20 protein-coding genes are annotated in these 21,914 nt (G+C 41.2%); 5 read left to right on the top strand and 15 right to left on the bottom strand.

All coding sequences use genetic code 11. From position 1 onward, the window contains the following. Positions 1-15: 15 nt before the first annotated feature. The 6 genes from AC1XUD_RS07210 to AC1XUD_RS07185 all read right to left on the bottom strand — a co-directional run bounded on the left by AC1XUD_RS07210 (position 16) and on the right by AC1XUD_RS07185 (position 3,328). Positions 16-753 (bottom strand): hypothetical protein, encoded by a 738-nt coding sequence (locus AC1XUD_RS07210; RefSeq protein WP_483360301.1) that lies wholly within the window; start codon positions 751-753, stop codon positions 16-18. 55 nt (positions 754-808) lie between these two features. After that, entirely contained in the window at positions 809-1,219 is a 411-nt protein-coding gene (locus AC1XUD_RS07205; protein WP_483360300.1) for a DoxX family protein, read from the bottom strand. A gap of 75 nt (positions 1,220-1,294) precedes the next feature. Next, positions 1,295-1,738 carry a YHS domain-containing (seleno)protein gene (locus AC1XUD_RS07200; RefSeq protein ID WP_483360299.1) on the bottom strand — a complete coding sequence of 148 codons (444 nt, stop codon included), beginning with the start codon at positions 1,736-1,738 and terminating at the stop codon, positions 1,295-1,297. 27 nt (positions 1,739-1,765) lie between these two features. After that, complete coding sequence (locus AC1XUD_RS07195; protein ID WP_483360298.1) at positions 1,766-2,224, bottom strand: YHS domain-containing (seleno)protein; 459 nt, start codon at positions 2,222-2,224, stop codon at positions 1,766-1,768. A 23-nt stretch (positions 2,225-2,247) separates the two neighbouring features. After that, positions 2,248-2,787, bottom strand: a complete 540-nt coding sequence (locus tag AC1XUD_RS07190) for a YceI family protein (protein WP_483360297.1) — start codon at positions 2,785-2,787, stop codon at positions 2,248-2,250. A 37-nt stretch (positions 2,788-2,824) separates the two neighbouring features. Next, positions 2,825-3,328, bottom strand: a complete 504-nt coding sequence (locus AC1XUD_RS07185) for a hypothetical protein (protein WP_483360296.1) — start codon at positions 3,326-3,328, stop codon at positions 2,825-2,827. 345 nt (positions 3,329-3,673) lie between these two features. Between AC1XUD_RS07185 and AC1XUD_RS07180 the strand changes: the two genes are divergently transcribed. Further along, positions 3,674-7,558, top strand: coding sequence for an ATP-binding protein (locus AC1XUD_RS07180; RefSeq protein ID WP_483360295.1), 3,885 nt, complete (start codon positions 3,674-3,676; stop codon positions 7,556-7,558). Between the two features lie 116 nt (positions 7,559-7,674). On the opposite strand, the gene AC1XUD_RS07175 is transcribed toward AC1XUD_RS07180, so the two are convergent. From AC1XUD_RS07175 to AC1XUD_RS07145, 7 genes are all read right to left on the bottom strand, one after another. After that, positions 7,675-8,013, bottom strand: coding sequence for a TfoX/Sxy family protein (locus AC1XUD_RS07175; protein WP_483360294.1), 339 nt, complete (start codon positions 8,011-8,013; stop codon positions 7,675-7,677). Between the two features lie 144 nt (positions 8,014-8,157). Further along, positions 8,158-9,054: an alpha/beta fold hydrolase gene (locus AC1XUD_RS07170; RefSeq protein ID WP_483360293.1), complete on the bottom strand. Its 897-nt coding sequence runs from the start codon at positions 9,052-9,054 to the stop codon at positions 8,158-8,160. 3 nt (positions 9,055-9,057) lie between these two features. Then, positions 9,058-9,762, bottom strand: a complete 705-nt coding sequence (coaBC, locus tag AC1XUD_RS07165; RefSeq protein ID WP_483360292.1) for a bifunctional phosphopantothenoylcysteine decarboxylase/phosphopantothenate--cysteine ligase CoaBC — start codon at positions 9,760-9,762, stop codon at positions 9,058-9,060. 59 nt (positions 9,763-9,821) lie between these two features. Further along, positions 9,822-10,439, bottom strand: a complete 618-nt coding sequence (locus AC1XUD_RS07160; protein WP_483360291.1) for a LysE family transporter — start codon at positions 10,437-10,439, stop codon at positions 9,822-9,824. Between the two features lie 2 nt (positions 10,440-10,441). Further along, positions 10,442-11,545, bottom strand: coding sequence for an ATP-grasp domain-containing protein (locus AC1XUD_RS07155; protein WP_483360290.1), 1,104 nt, complete (start codon positions 11,543-11,545; stop codon positions 10,442-10,444). Then, positions 11,532-12,251 carry an NRDE family protein gene (locus AC1XUD_RS07150; RefSeq protein ID WP_483360289.1) on the bottom strand — a complete coding sequence of 240 codons (720 nt, stop codon included), beginning with the start codon at positions 12,249-12,251 and terminating at the stop codon, positions 11,532-11,534. Before AC1XUD_RS07150 ends, AC1XUD_RS07155 begins: the two co-directional genes overlap by 14 nt. Positions 12,252-12,392: 141 nt before the next feature. Beyond that, the gene (locus AC1XUD_RS07145) at positions 12,393-13,868 is read right to left on the bottom strand and encodes a sigma-54-dependent transcriptional regulator (protein WP_483360288.1); all 1,476 of its coding nucleotides are present in this window, start codon (positions 13,866-13,868) and stop codon (positions 12,393-12,395) included. A gap of 434 nt (positions 13,869-14,302) precedes the next feature. Here AC1XUD_RS07145 and AC1XUD_RS07140 point away from each other — a divergent pair, with 434 nt between their 5' ends. Next, positions 14,303-14,761: a toprim domain-containing protein gene (locus AC1XUD_RS07140; protein ID WP_483360287.1), complete on the top strand. Its 459-nt coding sequence runs from the start codon at positions 14,303-14,305 to the stop codon at positions 14,759-14,761. A 1,124-nt stretch (positions 14,762-15,885) separates the two neighbouring features. Here the strand turns inward: AC1XUD_RS07140 and AC1XUD_RS07135 are convergent. Both AC1XUD_RS07135 and AC1XUD_RS07130 read right to left on the bottom strand, forming a co-directional pair. Further along, entirely contained in the window at positions 15,886-17,601 is a 1,716-nt protein-coding gene (locus tag AC1XUD_RS07135; protein ID WP_483360286.1) for a hypothetical protein, read from the bottom strand. Positions 17,602-17,774: 173 nt separating this feature from the next. Further along, positions 17,775-18,290 (bottom strand): hypothetical protein, encoded by a 516-nt coding sequence (locus AC1XUD_RS07130; protein WP_483360285.1) that lies wholly within the window; start codon positions 18,288-18,290, stop codon positions 17,775-17,777. A gap of 733 nt (positions 18,291-19,023) precedes the next feature. Between AC1XUD_RS07130 and AC1XUD_RS07125 the strand changes: the two genes are divergently transcribed. From AC1XUD_RS07125 to AC1XUD_RS07115, 3 genes are read left to right on the top strand one after another with little or no spacing between them, the layout of a single operon-like run. Continuing rightward, positions 19,024-20,340 carry a site-specific integrase gene (locus tag AC1XUD_RS07125; protein WP_483360284.1) on the top strand — a complete coding sequence of 439 codons (1,317 nt, stop codon included), beginning with the start codon at positions 19,024-19,026 and terminating at the stop codon, positions 20,338-20,340. A gap of 54 nt (positions 20,341-20,394) precedes the next feature. Beyond that, positions 20,395-21,378, top strand: a complete 984-nt coding sequence (locus tag AC1XUD_RS07120; protein ID WP_483360283.1) for a hypothetical protein — start codon at positions 20,395-20,397, stop codon at positions 21,376-21,378. 55 nt (positions 21,379-21,433) lie between these two features. Beyond that, positions 21,434-21,736: an excisionase family DNA-binding protein gene (locus AC1XUD_RS07115; protein WP_483360282.1), complete on the top strand. Its 303-nt coding sequence runs from the start codon at positions 21,434-21,436 to the stop codon at positions 21,734-21,736. Positions 21,737-21,914 lie beyond the last annotated feature (178 nt).

Below are 21,914 nucleotides of genomic sequence, written 5' to 3'. Positions count from 1 at the left end.
TTTAAGAGTTGAAATTTAAAAGTGATAGGAAACGCCCAGTCCGAAATTGTTGGCCTTGTTTCTGAAACGGTCTATAACTGTGCCGTCTGGCGCCGTCTGTTCTACATTTCCAGAGGTATATTCTGTAAATAGAAACTGATAAATGGCTCGAACGCCCCATTTGTCGCCCAGCATGTATTTAATGAAAAACTCTGAATTCAACGAGCCCCGATCGTGATCGCCGGTAAGAAGCAGATTGAACGCCGTAGGTTTGGAAACGGGGTCAGTACTCGTCTGTCCATTGGTTTGGAATATCGAAGAAGACGTTCGCCCGAAAGATGCACCGATCAGATCGATATTAAACCCTGCACTTAACTTTGGAGTGAAATTATAGCCAAGGTTGATCGTGACATTCAGCGCGTTAACAAAAGGACGCTGGACAGTAAGCGTGTCCCAGTTTTCGGTCTTTTGGCCTGCAAAGAAAATTATAAATGGTGTGGTAAATGACCGCGTCAGACGCGCCGGACCCGCCGTTGTATAGGTTAGTTTAGTACCTGCCGCGCTGGTAAGCCGCGCACCAAGACCGGCCTCAATTTTTCTTTTCTTTCCGATACGCCAATTGTAAACATAAGACAGTGCTCCCGTTCCCTGTGATTTTCCGATGGTGCCAGCTAGGTCAATAAACTGGTTTGTCGTTGGATTTTTCGTTTGCTGCGCCTGCAGACTGCAAGCGGTGACAAGAAAACATATAAGGGAAATTACTTTCGTTTTCATAAATGTTGGTTTGTAAAGAATTTGCGAAAAGCACTTTTCTGTGAAGCATTAACTCTCAAAACCTGTCGCCGCTCCAACTTTTGAGAAGGAGAATCAGCCGGTTCTTTTCGAAAGTGACCAGAAAAACGCAGCATATGAAAACAATCAATGCATAAATAAAAAGCTGACCGTGATCGCCTTGTACTTCAATTCCAAGTATGGTCAGATGTGATATCAAAGCGCCTGATATTACGCCTAACGCAACCAACGCGCCTATACCTGTTGTATAAGGAACAAGAATGAGAATCGCGGCAATGAGTTCAACAATGCCGGATCCGATCCGCCCCCAGGGTTCTATTCCGAGTTTTGAAAATATATAAACCGATTCTTCCGCTGCCGTAAATTTGAAAAACAGGGTTTGAAGCAAGATAACCGCTGGCACTATACGCAGTAGCCAGAAGATTATTTTATTTGGTTTGTTTGACATATCATTTTTTGATTTTATATGAATTGATTCGAAGGGTCGGGAAGCTACCAGCCAATAGCATACAGCCCATTTCCGTTATGGTTTATCCTTTATTTCAAGCCAGTTTTTATCAGCTTTTTCAATGTATCCCGCCTGATCTTTATTCCATGCTGTCTGTACTTTCTTATTGTAATTGAAATAAAGCTTATGGTCTTTCACTGTCCATGTATCCGTTTCAGTGGGTGCCTTGTGGCCGTCCGCCGTTCCATAAGCGCAGTAACCGCCGTATTGTGGAGCATATCTTTCCGGATCTTTTTTGAAAAGATCCAGGTTTGCCTGATTTTCAAAAAGCCAGTTGGTATCCTTCCAGCGGTACGTGAAGTTTTCGATCCCCTTTATCGCCCTGGCGTCCGTATGAAAAGCGACCACATCGTATCCTCTGATAGCGGTCCCGTCTTTTTCGAATATTTCTGATTTTTGAGCGAATGCGGTTACAAGTGACCCGAATAGAAACAATGCGACCAAAATTGATTTTCTCATGATAAGGTCTCGGAATAGGTGAAATTGTTATTTTGATAGTTTTGTCCAGTTCGCATCCGCCTTCTTTTTCAGGCTGACCTCGTCTTTGTTCCAGGTTTTGAGCGTGTTGTTGAAGTACTTGTTATAGAAGAGATAAAGCTTGCCATTCAGTACCTTGAATGTCTCCGGATCAATTTCAACTTTCTCACCGCTTGCTCCCATGGCATAGGCACACCAGCCTCCATATTGGGGTTTGTACTTGGCAGGATCCGATTTAAATAAATCCCGGTTTTGAGCAGAAGAAAAATGATAAGTTACACCGGCGTCGGAAGCAGAAAACTCTTTTTTACCCTCAATGGCCTTACTGGCAGTAAAATAGGCTACCGGATCATATCCTTCAATGGCGAGACCGGATTTTGAAATATTCCCCAGCTTTCTGGTCGGGTCCTGTGCAAAAACGGTGGCGGATAGGATAGTGAAGAAAAGATTGACGATTAAGTTTTTCATTGTATTTAAATCAATTGGTACTTTTAAAGGTTTACTGGCGATAGGTTCAATTCAAAATTCAGCATCACCTTATCGGACATTCCGATCGTATTTCCGCCGAACTTCCAGTCCTTGCGGTTGATTTCAACATTTGCTTTGATGATGGCGTTTGAACCTGTTTTCGAAAAAGTAAAAGGTATTTTCACACTTTTTGTGATCGTTTTCAGTGTCAGATCAAATATTCCCGTATAACCTGAGGCAGTTTTTTCAATCTTCGTTGATTTCATAGTAATTCGCGGATATTTGGCGGCTTCAAAGAACTGATCTTTTTCTTTTAAGTGACGGTCTCTGAGGCTGTTGCCGGTAGTTACAGTTGCGGCATCCACGCTTCCTGAAATATTCGCACTTTCCGGATGGAGCGGATCGAAAATAACAGAGCCTTTAAACCCTTTGAATGTCCCGTCTACATCGGCTCCGAACATGCTGGCCTGGAAAGACATGTTGGTGGACTGCACATTCCATGTCTGTGCTTTTAGGGCGCCTGGGGCAAAAATCCAGATGGCAAAAAACAGGTACTTTATCATAGTTATTTAAATTTTGACATCCCAAAGGCGATTAGTGTCAGGCCGTTTGTTTGTGTTGTACAGTGGAATAAGCAACTCCGAAATTTTCCGATAACCGGATATGCCTGAAATCAACTTTGACGGCTATGGCCATAATAGCCATGTGATGCACCGCATGTTCTACATTGTAGAGTAGTTCCCTGTAAAAAGTAGTGGTTATCTTAACATCATTTTTTGCATCAGAAGAGTAGGATGCTTCCAGTTTCAGTACCATGTCTTCTTTCATCAAGCGCATCAGAACGATGAGCTCTTTCATCTTAGAAACAGCTTCGAGGGGGCTGTTTTCAAGTGCCATATTGCGGTCCCTTTTGTCGTAATTGAGTTTGCCGGTGCTGCCTGCCCGCACGGCCAGGTCATAGAATTCCAGGATGTGCCGCAGGTGCCGGCCAATTGAATTGTTTGATAACAGATCAAGTGACCTGGTATATTCTTCCTGCGAAAACTGGTCTGTCATTTCAATAAGCTGACCTAAAATTTCTATGGAAACATCTTGTAATTTCATAGCTCGAAAGTATGTTTTGAATTGCGTCTTATACTCATACCTACTTCAAACGATGTGCCCTCCAGCCAGACAGCTCTAAAATAGTCTCTGTGCACTGAAATCGAATAATTAGACCCTAAACGAGCGCTGAGCCTGAAATTGAAATTTCCGATATTTCGTAAATGTTCGGTTGTTTCGTAATTGAAGAAATAGAATTCTTTGAATCACCGACCGGTCTCAAACCAGAGAAGCTGCAATACCTGATTTAATCAGCAATATTTGCGCTTTATTGAACCTGATCATGGAAAGGAACAGATTTTGAGCATCTTACCTATCATTAAGTAGCTTACAAGCATAACCGTTTTTATGAGAATATTCCCAAGGTGTTTTTTAATATACATTTTCTTATCCGGTGTCCGTTTGGTCGTGTATGGCCAGGGAGTTGGCACGCCATTGATCCAGCATTTTAGCCCCAAAACATACCAGGGACACCCGGAAAACTGGGCAATCGTCCAGGATAAGCGCGGCATCCTTTATGTTGGTAACGAAAATGGTGTGTTGGAATATGATGGTAGCACTTGGAAATTGATCGAGGTCCCTGGCAGTTCAGTCAAGGCACTGGCAGTTAGCAAAGAGGGGGTTATATATGTGGGTTCGTCTACTGATTTCGGTTATCTGTTTTCTAAACCGGGCGGACAAGTCCAGTATATATCGTTAAGCAAAAAACTGCCTGCTGCCGAGCGTAGTATTTTGCCTGTAAACCGGTTGTTCTCCGATTCAACGGGAATTTATTTTTGTACTGCCAAAAAAATTTACCGTTATCATGGGGGAAACAGCTTTAAAATCTGGAAGGCCGAAGACGCTTTTTTGTCGGCGAGTTTTATTCGGAATACTTTGTACGTTCAAAGGCAATCCGGGCAAATGATGCAGCTGGTTGATAATGAGTTTAAACCGGCGTTGAACGGAGACCAGTTTGTAAACCTGACAATTCTGTCACTTCTCGAATATTCTGAAAATCGCCTGCTCGCTGTGACTGAAAAGAACGGTTTGTTTGTTTATTCACCCACAACAGTTTCGGCTAAGTTACAGCCATTAAAAACGGCATCAGCCGAATGGCTCAAAAGTGCAGGGATCACCGGAGCAATATGCTCTTTCGACAAAGAATCAAAATCTTACCTGTTTTTTATTTCAAGTCGGTTTGGCGGCATTCGTATCCTGAATGAGAAGGGTAAAGAGCAAATCCAGCTGGATGCTTCCACCGGATTTAACCAGAATAGTATTGCTTCATTGTACCTGGACAAGCAACTCTCACTGTGGGCCATGACGGGCAGTGGCATTTGCCAGATCGGCTACAACCTGCCCGTGAGTAAATTTGGCGCCAGCCAGAATATCAACTCAACCGTCTGGAGCATCACCCGGCATGAGGGTCGGCTGTATGTGGGAACGGGTATCGGTCTTTTGGGCTGGAATAAAAGCCGACAGATTTTCGAACCAGTAGCGGCGATAAAATCGGCATGTCGCACTTTGCTTTCAGACGGCGCAGATCTGTATGCTGGCACTTCTGAAAATATTTTTCGCATCAGAAAAAATAGCGTTATACAGGTATTAAACACGGGTGGGGAACCTGTTTATGCGCTGCTGAGGCCAAAAAGCCATCCGAAGCTGCTTCTCGCGGCGCTTTCTAACGGCGTGTTTGTATATCAGCTGGAAAATAATTCATGGAGTTCCATCGGCAGAATAAAGAATCTCCATGCAGATTGCCGGTCTCTGGCTGAAGACGTGGATGGCTCTGTTTGGGTTGGAACAAATAAAAACGGATTTTTCAGGCTTAACCTGGAAACCGGATTCAAACTCGATATAGCATATAAGAATCTGGGCGCCGGCTTAAATGACCTTTCCTGGAATTACGTTTTTCCCACTGCCGGCGAACCGAAATTCACTTCCAAAAACCATGTTTACGAATTCAGCAGGGAAAAAGGAAAATTTGTTGAAATCCCGCGCTTTAACATTGTGCTCCATGACACAGCAAATAGCGCACCCTATTTTGTTGAAGACAGCGCCAGAAACTGGTGGTTTGCCAGCCCGCTTGGTATTCTCAGGCAAATGAAGGATGGAAGTACAGAGTGGGACAGCCTTAGTCTGATGCCGATCCAACGTAAAGGGTATTGTATTTATCCGGAAAAAACAGGGATTGTTTGGGTGGGGAATGACGAAGGCTTGTACCGGTATGACGGTATCCAAATGGCCATGCACCCATCGTATCCTGTGCTGATCCGTGAAGTGAAACTTCTGCTAAATGATTCATTATTAAATATTTCGGACCAAAAGGTAAACCAATCAGGAGTACTTAAAACGCCATTATCTTACAATTTCCGTGATGTTTCTTTTCGTTTTGCTGCTACGAGTTATGTAGGGGAAACGGGAAACGAATTTCGCTACAAGCTGATTGGGGACGGTGTAATGGCGACTGATCTGGAGTGGTCGCGCTGGTCAAAAGAAAGCTGGAAGGATTATACCAATTTACCTGCCGGGCATTATGTTTTTCATGTCATGGCCAGAAATCCGTACCGTGAGCTTAGCCAGGAAAGTAGCTTTTCGTTTGATATACTCGATCCATGGTTTCGGACCTGGTGGGCATATTTGCTTTATGCTGTGGCAGGTTTTCTGATTGTTTGTCTGGTGATCTGGTTATACACACGCCGCTTGAAAAATGAAAAGGATAAGCTGGAAAATCTGGTCCATAGCCGTACCGCTGAGGTGGTTCTGCAAAAAGAGGAGCTTGTCGAGCAGGCTGCACGGTTGCAATTGGCCAAAGACGTCGCTGAAAAGGCGAACCACGCAAAAAGTGAATTCCTGGCCAATATGAGCCATGAACTTAGAACACCTCTCAACGGAATTCTGGGTTTCGCTCAGGTTCTTCAGCGCGAGCCAGCGCTGACGGCAAGCCAGGAAAAGGGGTTGACCGTGATCCGGAAAAGTGGCGAACATTTATTGAACCTGATTAATGAGGTGCTGGATATTTCAAAAATTGAGGCGCAAAAACTGGAAATTCAAAACGCCACATTTAGTCTTTCTGGTCTCCTTGAAGACGCAGCTAGTCTGTTCCAATCCCGGGCAGAGGAAAAGGGGCTTACTTTCAGCATGATAGCAGACGAGCATCTGCCGGTTGTTGTTGCAGGCGACGAAAAGCGGATTATGCAGGTGCTTAATAACTTACTGGGTAATGCGATCAAATTCACCGAAAGAGGTGGCATTGTTTTTCAGATCACAAGCAAGAAATTAAATTCCGATTTCCATAACGTGAAATTTGATGTAAAGGATACGGGTATAGGGATTTCAAAGGAGGATTTAAGCGAAATATTTATCCCTTTTCATCAGGTTAAAGATCAACGGCTGTTCTCGGAGGGAACTGGCCTTGGACTGGCTATTGCCAATAATCTGGTAGAGTTAATGAACGGTTCGCTGGAAGTTGAAAGTGAGATGGGGAAGGGAAGTGTTTTTACCTTAAATCTGGTGCTTAGACAGGTGGCTGAGGAATCGGAGGTTGCATCATCGCAACTCGGAATTACAGGCTATGCCGGCGAACAAAAAACGATTTTAATCGTAGATGACCACGCTGAAAACAGGGAAGTTGTGATTCAATTGTTAGCTTCGATCGGCTTTTTTGTGCTGGAAGCGTCGGACGGAAAAGAAGCGGTAGAACTTGCTTCGACATCCATTCCGGATCTCGTCATTATGGATTTAGTGATGCCTCATTTAACTGGATTTGAGGCGGTCAGAATCATGAAAAAGAATCAGGAATTGTCACAAACCAAAATGATTGCTTTCTCAGCAAATGTTTTCGAAGCCAATCAAGATCGTACTCTTATTGAGGGTTTTGACGATTTTGTAGCCAAGCCAATAGATGTGTCGGCACTGTTGTGCTCCATAGGAAGGCTGCTGGATCTGGAATGGACTTATGTAATCCAGCATAAGCCGGTCAATTCTTTGGAAACAGCTGACAATTCAGAATCCAGTGATAAGCTTCCACCCGTAGCCGAACTGCAAGCAATGCATGAATATGCTTTGAGGGGTGATATTCAGGGGATTCTGGATAAACTGGATCAGATTGAGTCAGAGTATCCAGAGTCGATTGGGTTTGTTAAGCAAATCAGAAAATGGGCAGGGGAGTTTGATATGGGTAGGATAAGGGAGTTGTTGGAAAATAGTATCTCAGCTCAAACGTCGATCAATCAAGATTTAAACGAATAAATGATTTCGTCGTAAAAGAATTTGCAGCACCTATTTGATATTGATCCAGAAGTATTTGAATAAAGCAAATACGTTGAAAGACTAGAATTGAAGAATAATTGTTAAGTATTTAAATACTATTTCTTTTTGGATGATTTGGCTTTACTGTTGAAATCCAGACACAGATTTATCCAGTAATCAAAGTCTGTTTGCTTTTTAAGCGAATCTTGCTCAACCAATATATAGCCTATCATCAGGCGGTTGGAGAAGTCCATGGTACGGCATCCCGGTTTTTCGACAAGCTGTTCGTGCAACTCCGGATCGATACGGCACATCAATTCGTCGTGGAAAACCCCCATACACATTTTGTCGTGATACATAAAAGTTAATCCACCCATCATTTTTTTCTCTTTCAGGTTTGGGAGATGGGTGAGTCTTTCCCTGATGCGGTCTGCCAAATTTGTATCGTAAGCCATTATTATGCTGGTCTGGACGATAATTTTATAACATGTATTTACAAAATGCAAATAGTAGATCATTGAATTTTTGATCGCAAATTCCAGGTTTCGGGAAGAGGTACACTAATATGTCAGGAAGTAGAAAAAGTGGATGGCCATTAGTCATTTTGATATCCCTATTGTCGTATTTAGAACCTGTTCCAAAACCGCATCCCGAATCAAATCCGGTTGTTTCCAGGGAATAAAGTGGTTCATTTCAGGGATCATCTCAACTTTCACTGGTGCGTTAACCAACATACGCCTGGCGAAATCGGCGTTGCCGGGAGGAACAAGATCATCTACTTCGCCCTGGATTACAGTCACGGCGACATGGATATTAGACCACAACGGAAGCATTTGTATTAATTCACCTTTCAAAGGCCTGATCTCCCGGTTACTTACGTCGAGATCAACCGGTAAGAGATAGCGGATCGGAAATGAGCCTATTACTGGGCGGAACCATTCTTTCTTTTCAAGATCGGGGTCAATTGAGCCGGCTACGATGATCAGGCTCCGAACCTTTTCGGGATAATCCATGGCGGTTCTTGCAATGACAGGCCCACCCAGCGAATGCCCTACCAATATGGCACTCGAATTTGGTGCAGAGGCCTTTATCACATCTGAAATGGACTGCGCTTGTTTCTGCATGGAGGATTCCACTTTTCCAAGCCCGGATTTGCCAAAGCCAAGCCGGTCCACGGAAACTAAATGAGCATGGTTATATAGAGCTGAATCTTTGAAAAAATCGATAAAAGCCGTCCAGGAGCCTGGGGAGCCATGAACAAAAACGACGAGGGGCAATGAATCTGGTCCAATTTCGGAATAGTGAATGATTTTGTTGCCGGTTTTAATGGAATGAAAGGAAGGTTTTAGAGCAGAATCCTGAAAATATTCATCAATCTCTTTATCTGATTTTCTGAATGAAATGCATTGTGATAACAACACCAAACTAAGAACCGCCACTACACCGGTTGCTGATCCCGAATATATTTTCTGATTGATTCGGTTTATTTGAGCCATCTTTTAAGACAAAAAAACAGGATATTCCTTAGGCTCCAAAACCGGTATTACAAGGCTATTTACGATATCTCTGGCGACTTCTTTTTTGTCTTTTAACTCAAAACTTCTGATCAATTTGTCGCGATTTAGAATGGTAATCCGGTTGGTATCGTAGCCAAATCCAGCGCCCGGATCCTGTAACGAATTCAGCACGATCATATCGAGATTTTTAGCATATAGTTTTTTTGTAGCGTTCTCGAGTCCATTTTCGGTTTCCAGTGCAAAGCCGATGATCAGTTGTCCGGGCTGTTTTTTTGAACCCAATTCTGCCGCAATATCCACGGTCTTAACCAATTCAATACTGAACTGGGTATCCTTTTTTTTGATTTTCTGATTCGACACATACTTTGGCGTATAGTCGGCAACGGCAGCAGAAAGTACGATGATGTCGCTTTCTGCAAAGTGTTGGCAGCAAGCCTCATACATTTGTGCAGCGCTTGTTACAGATACCACCCGGATCGCAGGATTTTCGGTTGTTACCTGGACAGGTCCGCTGATGAGTGTGACTTCCGCGCCGTGATCGCAAAATTCTTCCGCCAATGCATATCCCATCTTGCCAGTGGAATGGTTGCTAATAAACCTTACCGGATCAATCGCCTCGCGTGTAGGCCCTGCTGTAATCAGCACTTTGATGCCTGCAAAAGAACTTATATCTGTGGTTGATAACATGTTGATTTAATAAATGTATTGGTTTTAAATGGTTGCTTGCGATCACTCACAGGCCTGGATCATATCCAAAGCGAAATAAACTGGCAAGCAGCGAGAAATAGAAAGAGCGAACCGATCATACGATCCATCCGGTGCTGATGAACCGCTACCAAGCGGCTTAAAAAACGGCTGCCGTAGATAAAAGGGAGCAAACCGGCAATGGTGCCAAGTGAAATGCCAAGTACGTAAATGATGATCAGTCCGTTGCCGGAAAGGCCAACAAGTCCCTTCCCTTGTAAAAGTGTGGTATACAAGATCCAGAATGGAAACGCAACGACATTGAGAACACTTAGCAAAGTTCCCAGATAAAAAGACGACACCGTTTTTTGTTTGGTTTTTGTCAGACTGTTTTGCTTCCGGATATAATACATGCCCATAGCCAGTAAGATTATTGTGGCAAGGACTTCCGTAATTGGTTTTAAAGCAGGGAACTCAATGATCGACCGGCTAAGCTGCACGGAAATGTAACTGTAAACAAATTCAACCAAAGCGCACGCCAGGGCAAAACGTAATGCATCGTTTATTCCTTTTCTGAGCGAGACATCCATGATCGTAATATTAAGAACACCCAGCGGTAGTGTGCCTAAAAAACTGACGAGCAGTCCGATAAAAAAGTTTAAATATAAGGTTGGCACCATGATCAAAGTTGTTTGTCTTTTCGGATGCGTTTATAAATGGTTTTTGCTTCCCTGAAGGTCATGTAATCAACGCCGTTTTTGTGATTGTAACTGCTGATTTTATAGAGTATGTGCCAGTGATGCAAAAGCACTTTCCAGCCTTCCAGAATGGAGAAACCTGGATCGTAAATATGGGCGGGTTCTGCTCCGGCGCCGTTTAACTCCATGATTTTTATATTTTTTCCCTGATCAAGATCTTTCAGGTTTGTGCATCTGAGATCATATCTCCCAAAATAAAAGCCATCAATTTTCGTGCTGATATGGTCGAAAACAGCCGTGAGTTCTGGAGTGATTAGATGGTTTGCATTCAGGAATTTGGTGCCCAGGCAATGGTTTCCGATCGATACCAGTGTCATTTTTTCTTTGTCTGGCAATACAGACCGCAACAACGCTGCGTATTTTAATTTCAATACATCCCATTGCAGGACAGCGCGGTCATTCGCCAAAATGAGATCTGCAAGGCTATCATACCCGTTTCCTGTCACGGAGAGAAATTCTTTTTGCACAATGGAAGATATGGTACCCTTTTGCTGATCAGGCATACGATAGTAGAAAACGCCCAGTTCAAGAGGATAATCCACAAATTCCTGGATAAGGTAATCTATTGGACTTGTTTTGTTGTACGCTTCCAAAGCTTCCATGTCCTCGATTTTTTCAACTCTCCAGCCCCGTTCGCCAGCGTTGGGTTTGGCAATCACTGGAAAATTCATTCCTGCAAAGTTAAGCTTGTCCCATAGCAGGTCGGGATCTGATCCGCGTTTAACAAATGCCGTTACAGGCTTGTATGCGTTATCGATCAGATCGAGAATGTCAATTTTAGATTCGCCAAGCAGACCTCCCGACTCAATGGAGGGATTGGACGCGGAGAAAAAGAAGAATGATCGAGCCTTGACCGAAAGCCACAGCCAATAGATAAAAACTGGAATATAAACAACCGAAAAGGGCCAGTATTCCCAGCTTTTCAGCCTTATTAAACGGGAGCTTTTAGCAGGTTTAACACTTTTCATTTCACCAGCTGAAACCTCCCTTTTTTTTGTTTCAGAGGCAGTTAATTCAATTGGATACATAAGCGTCGGATAGTTTTTGGTGGGTCAGTTTGGAATGAATAAGGTCTTCGTAAATCATTTCCACCTGATTTTCCGAGCACACAACACTTGTGAGGCTTACAGTTGCATACTGATTGTTTCGCCGCATGAGCAGAGCGTTTTCAGGATCCCCGGCCCCAGCTGTCTTGTGAAAATTACGGATGCTTTCCAGGGATAAATCCTCGGGAGTGTTGAGCCATTGCCTGAACCAAACTTGTCTTGCCAGGATGATTTCCGGCGAATAAAGCGTCGCAGACGACCAGATTTGTGGTTGAGAGGCATCCAGTTCTTTTGAAAAGAGCTTGGTGCCATCCCAGCGCAAGACTAACAATTCCCCGATTTCGACCAAAAGGAGCGTAAAAGGCTCCAGTCCTGTGAAATCGTACGCAGATGCGAAATTTTGGAGTGTAAAATAGTCGAAGGCATGCAGTACCACGAGTCCACGGCTGTGCTTGTAAGGTGGCTTGGGTTGGTGTGCTGTAAAAGCCCCGTTGAGCAGGCACACGGTCCGGGTTTTTGAAGTGGCGATCCAGCTCCCCTGACCTTGTGGATCTTTCGGAAATGTTACCTCGTGATCGTGAATGATAAAAGGTCCTGAAAGTTTGGCGGCAGGACGGGCAATTTTCTCATCCCTGCTTGAGGTAAGAATAAAACCGCTTTGGCCTGGAAGATAGCTGACTGTACACATATTGATTACCTTTTTTGATAAAGTGTATCAATTGCTGTACCTCTGATTGTTAATAAGTCAAATATTTTATAATCAGTGAGTTATATCTTGATTTGAAGTTGTTGGGCTTGGTTAAATTTACGATATTTCGTAATAATCTTTTTAAAGCGTGACCTGGTCAGGTTTTTTGATGCCGAGTTTTCGCATTCTGGAGTCAAGTGTCGTGGGTATCATATCAAGAATTTGTGCCGCCCCGTTTTTCCCACTGACCTTCCAAAGTGTTTTTTCAAGTACATACAGAATGTGTTCCCTTTCACATTCTTCCATCGTCATTATAGATCCTTTGGCCGATGGAACAGGCTTCCGTGGCGTCCAGTCATCGAGTATCAAGGTACTGCCAGGCGACATGATGATGGATCGCTCTACCACATTTTCCAGTTCACGGATGTTACCTGGCCAATTATAGGAGGAAAGCAAGTCAATGGCTTTTTGGGGAATTTGATTAATTACTTTGCCCTGCGCCGATCCATGTTTCTGGCAGAAGTGCTTAACAAGAAGCGGAATGTCTTCCTTTCTGTCGCGTAGCGGAATAGAGAAAACAGGAAATACGTTCAGGCGGTAATAGAGATCTTCCCGAAAGCGTTGCTCGGTAATTTCCTTTTCCAGGTCTCGGTTCGTAGCGGCGATCACACGGACATTTACCTTTAAGGTTTTTGTGCTTCCTACGCGTTCAAATTCACCTTCCTGCAAGACCCGGAGTAACTTAGCCTGCAATTCAATCGGCATTTCACCAATTTCGTCAAGAAATATAGTTCCCCCATCTGCAAGTTCAAACCGTCCGGATTTCTGCGCAGTTGCACCGGTGAATGATCCTTTTTCATGTCCGAATAACTCACTTTCTATCAGGCTAGCTGGCAAAGCCGCACAATTGACCTTAATGAAAGGACGATTCTTCCGACCACTAAGATTATGGACGGCCCTGGCAAGTAATTCTTTTCCCGTACCGGATTCCCCTGTGATCAGAACAGTACTGTTAGTAGGGGCCACTTGTCTGATTTTATTCAAAACTTTCTCAAAAATCTTGCTTTGGCTGATAATATCATCCGGATTTTTGGACTGCTTGATTTCTTCCTTGAGATAAACGTTTTCCGCTTGCAACTGATCTTTGAGTTGTTCCACCTCCGTAAGTGCCTTATTCAGGTCAGCGGTTCGTTCGGTCACCAGTTGTTCCAGTTTTTGTCTGAGGTTTGCCAATGCCAGGTGTGTTCCTATACGGGACTGGACTTCGTGAATTTCAAAAGGCTTGGTAATGTAATCCACCGCACCCATATTGAAACCGTTAATCTTGTTTACGGTCTCAGTGAGAGCCGTCATAAAAATGACCGGAATTGGCTCTGTAGCAGCATGGGTCTTCAATTGCCTGCATGTCTCAAATCCACTCATTCCGGGCATCATCACATCTAGAAGAATAAGATCTGGTAAAGCGTATTTCGCCTGCTCAATGGCACTTTTCCCATCAGTAGCTACCAAAACCTTGTAATCCGCTTTTGAGAGTACATCGAACAAGATGCTGATGTTGGCGGGCGTGTCGTCAACGATCAGAATGGTGTTTTTTGATTTTTCGGGTGAGATTTTCATAAAATTTTAATGGAATTAGAATTTGTATGCTTTACGATCAAATTTGACTTAGTGGCAGATGTTATTTAAACTGTGAAATTGCCGACACCCAGTATAGACATTGCGACACATAAGTCAGTCATTTGATATAGAAAATCTATTTTTGGGAAACATCAATGAGCGGATTGCTTGGGCTAATTTACATCAAATGGAGTAAGAAAGTCAAAAAGCCTAATCCGAATCGGACTTCTAACTTCTGCATCAATCAGTTGTAAATGGTAGATAATTCTCTCGGAAGCAGGTATATGATTGAAAAATTCGGTGTATCAGCCCAGCTGATTGCGAAGCAGATTGTGGCCACAAGTCATATTGTGAAATCTTCGAAGCAACTCATTGGTAAAAAAGAGATAGGGTGGTCAACTTGCCCGAAATGAGCTGATTAGCCTTAAACGGAATTGGCAAACAGCTACCTGTATGAGATAACATACAAAGCTAAAAGTAAACAGTCTTTTTCTGTGGGCTTCAAGAATGACCGACGGGGTTATGAACTGAGAAACGGACTAGGCTTTAAAGGAGTGAAAACCGAAAACGGAATTTCAACTTTCGAACTCAATACGGAGTCAGTGGCGATTTTCGAAGGCTTTTTTGATTTTCTATCAGCAATGCAGTATTACGGCAGGGGAAAACCCATATATACCTCGATAGTCCTCAATACCTGCAACAATATATCCCAAGCATTACCACTACTCGCTAACCGTAAGACTATTCATTGCTTTCTGGATAATGATGAATCAGGCCGAAAAACGCTGCAAAAGCTGAAAAACGCGGATTTGAATGTGATAGATTGGTCTTCCAAACTGTATCCTAACTGTAAGGATTTTAACGACTTTTTGATCAAGAACGGTAAGACATAAGTAACAAAACGCAAATTACGGCAAAGGGGGATTAATGGAGGGATTTTAGGGGGGATTTGATACCCATTTCAGGGGGGATTTTAAACTAAAAAAAAAGACAAACTGGTACATAAAAAGAAATGCGCGGTTTGCGCCAAAAAATTCGAATCGGTAAGATCCGACAAAAAATATTGTTCTAATGCATGTAAACAAAAGGCACACGTCTCTCGGATTAAAACAGCTCCCGAAATCGCCGAAAGGGTCTTTTACCTTGAAGAATATACGTATCTCAATGAAAAGTGGGGCACTGATAGCGAAGCATTCCCACTTATCTATTTTTGCTTCCTGCGTTCAGGGCTTGCAAATATTGTAAGCAGGAAAACTCTAGATTCTTACTTCTATGGTCTTGACGTTTTTAATAATATTTATGATTTGATGCGTTCAAATGCTTATAGAACCTTTGAACATGAATTTCTATCTGGAAAAAGGGGACTGATAGTCGAAAAGCCATCAATGTGACATATTTTCGAAACCAAAGTAAACTAAATCAACAATGGCAAATGTCAATGGAAAATCAAAGGCATTTGGCATTATTGTTGATTTCAAATATTTAATGCGCCGGCCTTTGCGTCTTACTTCTAAAATAGTCCATAAAGAAAGACCCCATTATTCATTTAAAAATAGCGTCAATTTTTCAATAAACTGTCCTATATCATTTACCGCCTGCCAGATATGCGGGTAACGGTTTGGGGCTTTGCGATGGTGGGGCAATCGAAAAACATCAGATGATGATTGCACCAAAGCTCAATAGTAGTACAAATGTTGAGCCTATGACTTTCAGCACCACTATTGCAAAATCCTGGTTGCCTGCTGGCTTTTTTTGTTAGGTTATGTTTAGTTTATCAAACAATACTCTGTTTCTTTCTCGTGAGTCATTGAGGATTTTGTCAAAACTCATAATCTCAACGTACATATTGTAGTTGTCATTGAAAAAGAAAAAACCGTCACCGCTTGGCAATGGTCTAAAACCGCTGTCCTTTGCATATGCTTTTAATTTTTTCGTTAGGTCGCAAATTATGTAAGCATATATTGGCGTGTTTTTTCTAAAATCAAATTCTCTTTCGTGCTTATCTTTCGCTTCGCCCTCAATGATTTCCCTTGCGTATCTGTTTATTTGTTGAATTGGGTTTTTCGTCATCTGCATAGTCGTCTCTCATTGGTCGTTTGAACTCAATCAGAACAATGGATTCATAAGGTTTATTGTCATTTGAAAATGCAAAGGGTCTATTGAAAACTATAATGTCTGGTCTTTCGTCTGACGTTGAATTTGTAGGCTCAATTTTTTTAAATTTCTTATCAGAAGCTAAATATTTATGGTACGAAAGTTTGTCGTCTATCATCCAAAGATTGTGGTCTTCAAAACCAATCTCGTCAGAAAGTGTTTGTAATGGGAATATTAGGTTGTGTACTGCTTTTTCTGTTGCCTTTTCATTTAATAGTTTTTGAAACAAGTCTAAAACTAACTTTCTATGAATTACATATTCCGATAATTTAGAGTTCCCAACTTCTATTATTTTGTGATATAGTTCTTGGTGGTCTTGACTGAATTTCTCCCGGTCTTCTTTGCTGTCAATAAACTTTAAAACTGCCGTTGCTTCTTTTTTTACTTCTAACTCTAATGATTGTTGTATTTTAAAAAGTTCCAATTCCATCTTTTCGTCTGATAGAGTAGAAGGTATCCTTTTTAATTCGTTGGATTTATATTTTAAAAGTTGTCTGTATCGTGGATGTTGATTTATAAATTCTTTCACTTTCGCAACTCTCGTAATTGAAAGTTGTTCAATTTGTTCAGTAAATTCAGAGTAGATTTTTTCTGTGATTGCTTTCCTTAATTCCTCTTGTGTGGTTTGGTCTGGATAATTAATGTCGTCTTTGGAGAATGTAATCGTAGTTCTTTCGTCATTTACATTTTTGTCTAAAAACTCTCCTTCAACATATATCGCTATTGAAAAAGATTTTCCTTCATTGTCATAAAGGAAATTGTCAAGTTCTGGAATATCAATGGAAATTTTGTCATCTAAAACTTCTCTTGTGTTTGCACAATAATGTATTTTGTTATCTAACTTATTGCTGTAAAGTTTTACAATATTTAATTTGAATTCGTTTTGTCTGACAGAAAGTTTTTTTGTTCTTACTTGTCCCTTTGTAAATAGATTAAATAAGTCATTTACAACGATTTGATTTCCAAAATCATTTATTAAAATTCTAGGACAATTTTTATTTAGAAAGTAGACAAAACAATGCTCAATTATTTTCAATGCAATGTCTTCAGCATTATTGTTGCACCATTTTTTATACTCTTCTTTTAATCCTTTAAGTTTTACAATTGTATATCTTTCGGCTTTACCATTTACTTTGTCAAGGTTGTGTTTTTCAATTCCCGCTTTGGTTAACTCAAAATTGAACTTTCGTAAATGCCAACCGTCATTTTCAAAAAAACGACTTTCAATTTCTGCTTTATTGAATGCCCTTAGCCACGTAAATCTACCAATCCCTTTCCCTCCTTTACTGAACTTATATGTTGAATGTGCAAAATTGAAAGATTCGTAATTTTTTTCGTTGAAACCAATGCCGTTGTCTTTGATTTGAAAGTCAACTATTTCAGGTAAAACATCTGTCTTTCCAAAGTCAATTTCTTTTTGGTTGGAACGAATAATATCAATTTCAATAATGCCTGTCTTTGTCGCACTATCTTCCTCAATTGCTTGAATAGAGTTTACAATTGCTTCGTATAATGGAAGCAACGTGTTGTTGAATGAAAGTCGTTTTTCGTTAATCTTTCCTTTTATGTCTATTTGCATATCATTGGTCTATTGTGGTCGGTAGTAAGCTTGCAGGTAACGGTTTACGTATTGGCGATGGTGGGGTATTTTGAAAACGTCAGCCCAACATTTGCACAAATGCCCAATAAAGCACAAATGTTGAGTTTATTACTGTCAGCCCCACTATTGCCAATACGATGTTGGCAATAGGTTTATTCATTGGTCTTTACAAGTTTTTTAAATGATTTCTGCTCAATTCTTACTAATTCATTTGTCTCTGGATGAACATAAAATTTTTTTGTTTCTGGTTGTGTTTTTAGTTTTGTGTAATGAACTGATTCAATTTTTTCCCCTGTCCAAATAAATTGTTGTGATTTTTTATTCCAAGGTCGTCCGTCTATCAATTCGACTTTGTCTGCAACAAACCAAAATATCATTTCTTTGTAGTCAAGAAGTTTGGTCGGAATTCTACTTATTATTTCAGAGTAAATGTCGTCCCAATTATTGCCAACTTGTCCACGTAGAAATCTTACAAGAAGTCCATAATTGATTTTTCCGTTATAAAATTTTTGAGTTGTCTTGATACTTTCGTGACTTGGTAAGTCGGCAAAATCAGTATTCTTTCGTAAGGGTCTTTCGTCTGCATAACTGCCATTCACCAAATAGTTCCTTTTGCTACCTGACGTTTTAAGTTTGCTTATTAACCATCTTTTGTTGTCTTCTCTCATTTGTGTAAAGTGTCTTAAAACTTACTGCCAACTCATTGCTTTACGCACCTTTTGTTGGGTAAAGCAATTTGGAATTAGTTTTGAGTATGATATAGTATTTATATAACAACTTGAAATTTAGCAACATTTATTTAAGATACCTGCCGCTTCCGACTGACATCAATACACAATCCGCACTTGCGCTTGTTAAGTAAAACAATACAAAATGCGTACTTTCTTAATCTATGTTATCCAGTTGGTTTTATTGTTTCGAATTCTTTCATGGGTATAATGCTAAGCTGTCATAAGATGGGTATGACTTAGCAGCTCCTTGACAACCCGTTTATCTGTTCTGCTTTACAACAAGTGTGTTGGGTAGCCAATTGCGTTAAATAACGATTTACAAAACATAAATGCAAACAATCACGAATGAAAGGCATTTTCAACTATGGCTCTAACCCATGTTGTATCAAGCCAAAGTTCGGTGCACACAAAGTGTATACACGAAAAAACCCGCTTTACATGCTGTAAAGCGGGTTTTTTAAATTTCTGTGGTCTCGTAGGGACTCGAACCTATTTAACTTTCTTTTAGGATACAATATTTAAAATTGCTGATAATGAAGTATTTGTGATTTTGAATGGTTAAGTTAGGTAAGGAGAAATAAGGTTAGATTAATAAAAAGTGTCCCCCAAACTGTCCACACGAAGAGAATCTGTTTATCTTTGCCCTGTTCGATTCATAACTATTTACATCATGGCAAAGATTAACTTTTACCTCCGCGATAAGGAGGCTGAGACGGCCACACCGATACAATTGTTTATCAGTTATAACGGTGAACGACTCACGAAGTACCCAACAGGTGAAACCATACAGCCAGAATATTGGGATGCCAAAAACCAGCGCGTTCGGCAAACGAAGAAATTTCCCACCTTTCCAGAATTTAACGCTCGTCTCTCAAATATTGAGTCGATAGCCGAAAATGTATTGCGTCAATACATGAATGATAATGACCAGCAGATTCCCAACGTTACCACCTATCGGGCATTGCTGGATAATGCGCTGCAACGGAAACCAAAAGAAGAGCCTGAGACACCACAGGATTTAGTTGGTTTCATAGACGCGTTATTGAAAGAATACGAAACTAAGATTTTTGAAAAAACAGGACGACCAATAACAGCTGGCAGTCTGAGAGCCTACAAACAGACCTCTCGTATTCTAAAAGAATTTAGGGAGAGTAATTATAAGAAACGAGAGTTTAGTTTTGATCAGGTAGATTATTATTTCTATTCGCAGTTTCAACAGTTCATGGTGAAAGGTAATTTTTCAACTAATACCATCGGGAAACATATAAAAACACTAAAAACCTTCTTTCTGGAGGCCAAAGAGCGTGGTTTGATGCCGGGTTTCAGCCCGAAAAAGTTTAAAGTGATTTCTGAACAATCCGATTCTATCTACCTGAGTGAGGGTGAAATAACTAGATTGTTCAATCTGGATTTGAGCCAACAACGACGATTGGAGAACGTTAGAGACCTATTTTTAGTTGGTTGCTGGACTGGTCTTCGGTTTTCGGATTTCACGCGTATTGGCAAAGGAAATATAGACGGCGAATTTATTGAGATCACAACGCAAAAGACAGGCGAAACGGTGGTGATACCTATTCATAGCCAAGTAAAGGCAATAATGGAACGTTATAGTGGTATTACAGCCAACAGTCTACCAGTCCCCATTAGCAACCAAAAGATGAACGATTACTTAAAGGAATTAGGAGTATTGGCCAAACTCAATGAAATCGTCTCAGAGACATTTACAAAAGGAGGAGTGAGGCAAACCGTCAACTCGCCAAAACACGCTTTGATGACGACACATGCGGCGCGCCGTTCCTTCGCGACAAATGCATATCTAGCCGGATTTCCAACGCTATCCATTATGAAAATAACAGGCCACCGATCGGAGGCTACGTTTATGAGGTATATCAAAGTTACTCCCCGTGACACGGCGAATAACTTACGTGAACTTTGGAAAAGGGGCGAGCTAGCGACCAATGAAACTACTTTACGCATTGCCACGTAGCAACAGATTAATAAAGAAAGGAATTTTGAGAAATTAGACAGCGTTCGATTAAAGATGATGGATTTTAATAATGAAAATGAAAGATATACGAATCAGGCGAAGGCTTTTTTTGATCGGTTTATTGAGGAGAAGGAAACTGGTGAGTTGGAATTGAGAGGTTATCTCGAAGTAAAGGAAACAATTGAATTTTTAGTCCCTGATCTATATCCAGACCCTGAGCGGCTCTCCGAGGAAATCAAAGGCAACGTGGGGATTTCGATCGACAGAAAAAAGTATATGGATAAATTAAGGGTAAATTTCCGATTAATCTTTGACGGGACTCTACTCACGGCGATCAAACAACTAGTGAATAAAAGAGAGTATCAGTTATCAGTCTTAAATCGAATTAGTCATTTTAGGCACGCCAAACGAACTGGGGACGTAGGGAAATTTCATTTTGAAAAGAAAGATAATACTCGATTGGACAACAATTCAGATTTCTATTTTGGCATGATAAGGTTCATTTCGGAGAAGTATAACCGGGATTATCATAAGGTATTAATGGAGTGCGAGAACCATTCTGATGAGGAAAATATCGACGGTAAGTTCGAGTATGTTAATAGCTTACATTCTCAGGAGTACAGTATTAATAGTAGGGAGACATTAACTCTTCACAGACTCGAGAGCCTTGCGGACGTACTTGTGAATACATTCAACGAATTGGCATTTCTCTATCCCTCTGATTTATCCAAAGAGGTAAAAGATATAACTTCGGGAGTCAAACTGAAATTGGGAGCAAAGAAAGGTAATAAAGTGGCACTTTACTATGTATTACGACAACTTTATAATGAAGAGATAATTTCTAACTCATGGGCTGAAATAGCCGATTTTCTAATTGCGAACGTGACAGGATTCGAGAATAACAATTCAAAGAATTTATCTGCCGAATTAATGAGGGAGGTTGACCCTATGCCTCATAGGCGCGTTGAAGTGTCAAAGGTTTTATCTGAGTTTTTATCTGTGCTGAACGAAGAATCCACAGTGAAACACACAGTGTAGATTATTCAATTTGGAGTTGCATTGTTTTACGGCAGATTTAAACAAAAACCGTAAAATGATGCAACAGTATATCACTATTCAATGCACACTAGATGATCTACGCAGCTTAATAGCTGACGCAGTGGACGGAACTATTCGGCCAATCATCCAAGAGGCGGTGACTCCTCCCCAAAATCACAAACTTCATACAAGGATCGAAACAGCTCGTTATCTCGGGATCTCGCTCCCTACGTTAAATGAGTGGACAAAAACGGGCAAGATCATAGCGAACCGTATTGGAAGTCGGGTGCGATACTACGACACTGATGTTAAGGCAGCACTGAAACAAATCAATTCGGGGGAGGCGAAACAGAGATGAGAGCTGATTACCGTAAACTTCATTTTGAGCGAAATCCAGAAACTCGCTATTATCAGAGGCTGCCTGAATTAGTACCGTTTTCAAAAGTACCCGAAGAGTTAATGGTTGAGGAAACCCATGTGGAGAAAATAAGACGGAACGGAGCGGAATACATTATACGGGGTCGAGTCGTCAAAGG

This window comes from Dyadobacter sp. HNCC25DJ184 (assembly GCF_056895215.1).
This window is presented reverse-complemented; position numbering and strand designations above follow the sequence as displayed.

Coding starts and splice junctions, on each gene's coding strand:
- AC1XUD_RS07210 (WP_483360301.1), bottom strand. CDS start 753: ATGAAAACGAAAGTAATTTCCCTTATATGTTTTCTTGTCACCGCTTGC.
- AC1XUD_RS07205 (WP_483360300.1), bottom strand. CDS start 1,219: ATGTCAAACAAACCAAATAAAATAATCTTCTGGCTACTGCGTATAGTG.
- AC1XUD_RS07200 (WP_483360299.1), bottom strand. CDS start 1,738: ATGAGAAAATCAATTTTGGTCGCATTGTTTCTATTCGGGTCACTTGTA.
- AC1XUD_RS07195 (WP_483360298.1), bottom strand. CDS start 2,224: ATGAAAAACTTAATCGTCAATCTTTTCTTCACTATCCTATCCGCCACC.
- AC1XUD_RS07190 (WP_483360297.1), bottom strand. CDS start 2,787: ATGATAAAGTACCTGTTTTTTGCCATCTGGATTTTTGCCCCAGGCGCC.
- AC1XUD_RS07185 (WP_483360296.1), bottom strand. CDS start 3,328: ATGAAATTACAAGATGTTTCCATAGAAATTTTAGGTCAGCTTATTGAA.
- AC1XUD_RS07180 (WP_483360295.1), top strand. CDS start 3,674: ATGAGAATATTCCCAAGGTGTTTTTTAATATACATTTTCTTATCCGGT.
- AC1XUD_RS07175 (WP_483360294.1), bottom strand. CDS start 8,013: ATGGCTTACGATACAAATTTGGCAGACCGCATCAGGGAAAGACTCACC.
- AC1XUD_RS07170 (WP_483360293.1), bottom strand. CDS start 9,054: ATGGCTCAAATAAACCGAATCAATCAGAAAATATATTCGGGATCAGCA.
- coaBC (WP_483360292.1), bottom strand. CDS start 9,762: ATGTTATCAACCACAGATATAAGTTCTTTTGCAGGCATCAAAGTGCTG.
- AC1XUD_RS07160 (WP_483360291.1), bottom strand. CDS start 10,439: ATGGTGCCAACCTTATATTTAAACTTTTTTATCGGACTGCTCGTCAGT.
- AC1XUD_RS07155 (WP_483360290.1), bottom strand. CDS start 11,545: ATGTATCCAATTGAATTAACTGCCTCTGAAACAAAAAAAAGGGAGGTT.
- AC1XUD_RS07150 (WP_483360289.1), bottom strand. CDS start 12,251: ATGTGTACAGTCAGCTATCTTCCAGGCCAAAGCGGTTTTATTCTTACC.
- AC1XUD_RS07145 (WP_483360288.1), bottom strand. CDS start 13,868: ATGAAAATCTCACCCGAAAAATCAAAAAACACCATTCTGATCGTTGAC.
- AC1XUD_RS07135 (WP_483360286.1), bottom strand. CDS start 17,601: ATGCAAATAGACATAAAAGGAAAGATTAACGAAAAACGACTTTCATTC.
- AC1XUD_RS07130 (WP_483360285.1), bottom strand. CDS start 18,290: ATGAGAGAAGACAACAAAAGATGGTTAATAAGCAAACTTAAAACGTCA.
- AC1XUD_RS07125 (WP_483360284.1), top strand. CDS start 19,024: ATGGCAAAGATTAACTTTTACCTCCGCGATAAGGAGGCTGAGACGGCC.
- AC1XUD_RS07120 (WP_483360283.1), top strand. CDS start 20,395: ATGATGGATTTTAATAATGAAAATGAAAGATATACGAATCAGGCGAAG.
- AC1XUD_RS07115 (WP_483360282.1), top strand. CDS start 21,434: ATGATGCAACAGTATATCACTATTCAATGCACACTAGATGATCTACGC.